We start from the raw sequence: 3,156 nt of genomic DNA on the forward strand, positions 1-3,156 counted from the left end.
AATCAGGAAGCCAAGTGTCATGGTGTTATCGCGCTGCATAAAGTGGATATTAGCTTGCGAAGAGGGATTCGCACAGCGGCGAAAGGAGCCTGCGCCGCCCAGGAAGGAAAACGGCGCAGGCGGATCTGCCAAAGCAGGCAGATCCTAGTTCTGCAGGTAGGCCTCCAGCGAGTCATCCAGGGCGTCTTTCCACGGGGTGTGATGGACAGGCGCCATGGTGCCTGTGATAACCGATTTGTAGGAGTTGTTGCGGAAGGCCATGATGTCCTGGGCCTTGTGGCCCTTCCATTCATAGAACGCCTGGCAGGCGCCGGCCACGTCGAAGGTCGGGTAGTCGGTCTCTTCGATCAGTTCCAGCACATAGTCGCCCTGGTATTTGATCGCATATTTGACGTCATCCGAGGCCTCTTCGCGCGCTTCACGTTCCTTCACGTCGGCAAGCAGGGTGTTCTTGTCTGCGGGGATTTCGATCTTGCCCATGATCGCGTCTCGGACCCACCAGGCCTGGGCGTCGAACATGTTGAAAGTGAACCACTGATCCTGCATGCCCAGATAGAACATCTTGGGATTATGGGCGAAAACCACGCCCTTATACAGATCAGCCGAGGCAAGGCGGTTGGCGGTTTTCAGGCGCAATTCGTCGGGCAGGAAGCTGAAAAAATGCTTGTAGCCGGTACAAAGGATAATTGCGTCAACTTCCTTTCGGGTGCCGTCCGCGAAAGTTGCGGTGTTGCCGTTGACCGACTCCAGCGCCGGCACTTCGTCCCAGTTGTCCGGCCATTTGAAGCCCATAGGAGCAGAGCGGTAGGAGGTGGTGATCGACTTGGCGCCGTATTTCCAGCATTGCGAGCCGATGTCTTCGGCCGAGTAGGAGGCGCCGAGGATCAGGATGTCCTTGCCGGCAAATTCGCGGGCGTCGCGGAAGTCATGGGCGTGCAGGACGCGGCCGTTGAACGTGTCGAAACCGGGGTAGAACGGCACGTTCGGGGTGGAGAAATGGCCCGAGGCGCAGATCACGTGGTCGAAGTCTTCCTTGTAGGTGCTGTCCTTGGCGTGGTCGTGCACGGTAATAGTGAAATTGCCGGCGTCCTCGTTGTATTCGACCCAGCGGATGGCTGAGTTGAAGCGGATCCACTTGCGCACGTCGGCCTTTTTCACCCGGCCTTCGATATAGTCGAACAGCACCGCGCGCGGCGGGTAGGATGCGATTTGCTTGCCGAAGTGCTCTTCAAAGGAATAGTCGGCAAATTCAAGGCCTTCCTTGGGGCCGTTGGACCACAGATAGCGGTACATCGAGCAATGCACCGGCTCGCCGTTTTCATCCAGGCCGGTGCGCCAGGTGTAGTTCCACAAACCGCCCCAATTGTCCTGCTTTTCAAAGCAGACGATTTCCGGGATTTCTTCGCCTTTGTTGGCGGCGGATTGGAATGCGCGCAGCTGCGCCAGGCCAGAGGGGCCGGCGCCGATGATGGCAATTCGTTTCTTGGTCATGTGGCTCTCCCATTGGTACGGACCAATATTAGCATTTGGTTCTTTTGGTCTGATCCAATTAGGTCCAAAATTGCACCGCAGAGTCAACATATTTTCACGGAAGGAATAAGATTTTTCACTGATTGGACTGGCGGGGCAGAGAATTGTTGTTAGAATTCAAGCCATGAAGACGACCAGTTTTGTACACCAGCTGACGGCCCGCGCGGCGCTGCCGCGGTTGTCGGTGGGAATGACAGAATCAGTGAATATCGGCTTTCTTGGCCCGCTTTCGGGCCCGGTGGAGAGCTGGGGGCTGCCTGGATTGAACGGCTGCCGGATCTGGGAAGACGGGCTGAACAAGGCCGGCGGGGTGCTGATTGGCGGCCGCCGCTACCCGATCCGCATCCATTCCTATGATTGCGGCTATGATCCGGAACGCTCGCTGGAGGGCGCGGTGGAGCTGGCGCAGAAGCATAAAGTCAAGCTGATGCTGATGCTGGGTGGCGATACCTTTGCGCCGGTGCGCGATTTTCTGATGCGCAACAAGGTGCTGACTTCGACCCTGCTGCCATCCGATTTGTCGCCCGATACGCCCTATCTGATCGCGCCGAGCGAAGCGCACCCGATCCAGAACGTGACTGGCGTGGCCTGGCTGGCGGAAAACAAGCCGGGTTTGAAAACCGTGGCTTTATGCAGCCAAGCAGATCTGCTTGGGATGCCGTCGCGGGCGGTTTACCGCGCGGCGTTTAAGGCCGCAGGCAAAACGATCCTGCGCGAGGTGGAGTATGATCCGGGTTCCAGCGATCCGGGGCCGGTGGTGGACCCAATGCTGGAGAGCGGTGCCGATATCCTGTGCTGGTGTTCGTCCTATGCGCCTATGGTGCATGCGATGACGGAATATGCCTATTCCAAAGGATTTAAGGGGCAGATCATCAGCTGCACCATGGATGGCTATGATCAGCTGGTGGAGCGGACTTCGCCCGAATTCATGGAGGGCGTGGTTTTTCAGTTTCCGGATTTTGACGATCCGCTGCTGCGGGAAAAGGCGTTTTTCTTTAACCGCCCGCATGTGTTTTACGAGGAATACAACCGCCGCTTCCCAGGCAGCTGGTCGGCAGTAAGCTGGGAGTATGTGGCGATCCTCGACATCTGGCACAGCGCGGTGGAGAAGGCAGGTTCTGTCGAACCTCCATCGGTGCTGGCAGCGATGAAACAGCTGGGCCATGTCACCCACGCGTTCGGCCATGCGGAGTGGTGGGGCGAGGATATTTTCGGCATTTCCAATGCCTTGGTCGGTGACTGGCCTGTCGTGATCATCCAGGAAGGCAAGGCGCGGATTGCCGGTTTTAAGTCGATCCCTGGCTGGCTGGCGCAGCATTCCGCATTGCTGAAATCCGAAATGGCGGCATTGGGGCAGTTGTGGCACCAGCGGCTGGAAAGCGGTGCGCCTGGCAGCGAGGTCAGTTCGCGCGCGGTGAAAGGCTGAGCGGGCGTGGCCCGGCCGGGCTCAGACCTCCTGCAGCAGCAGATTCTGCTCGTCAATCAAATGCAGTTTGATGAATTCCATCGCGGATTCCACATCGCGTGAGGCGATGGCGTTGAACAGCGTGTTGTAGCGTTTCTGGTATTCCTGCATCCGCTGCGGCGTCAGGTGGCGGCGGCGCAGCGCAGTGCGGTAGGACAGGC

At 58.2% G+C, this 3,156-nt stretch carries 2 protein-coding genes and 1 pseudogene; 1 reads left to right on the forward strand and 2 read right to left on the reverse strand.

All coding sequences use genetic code 11. From position 1 onward, the window contains the following. Positions 1-144: 144 nt before the first annotated feature. Positions 145-1,491, reverse strand: a complete 1,347-nt coding sequence (locus A2I95_RS28720; protein ID WP_027256655.1) for an NAD(P)/FAD-dependent oxidoreductase — start codon at positions 1,489-1,491, stop codon at positions 145-147. A gap of 163 nt (positions 1,492-1,654) precedes the next feature. Between A2I95_RS28720 and A2I95_RS28725 the strand changes: the two genes are divergently transcribed. After that, on the forward strand, positions 1,655-2,956 hold the full coding sequence (locus tag A2I95_RS28725) for an ABC transporter substrate-binding protein (RefSeq protein WP_291735389.1): 1,302 nt from the start codon (positions 1,655-1,657) through the stop codon (positions 2,954-2,956). Between the two features lie 21 nt (positions 2,957-2,977). On the opposite strand, the pseudogene A2I95_RS28730 reads toward A2I95_RS28725, so the two are convergent. Then, positions 2,978-3,156, reverse strand: a pseudogene (locus A2I95_RS28730) (FadR family transcriptional regulator); the annotation flags it as partial.

This window comes from Leisingera sp. F5 (genome assembly GCF_001593695.1).

Coding starts and splice junctions, on each gene's coding strand:
- A2I95_RS28720 (WP_027256655.1), bottom strand. CDS start 1,491: ATGACCAAGAAACGAATTGCCATCATCGGCGCCGGCCCCTCTGGCCTG.
- A2I95_RS28725 (WP_291735389.1), top strand. CDS start 1,655: ATGAAGACGACCAGTTTTGTACACCAGCTGACGGCCCGCGCGGCGCTG.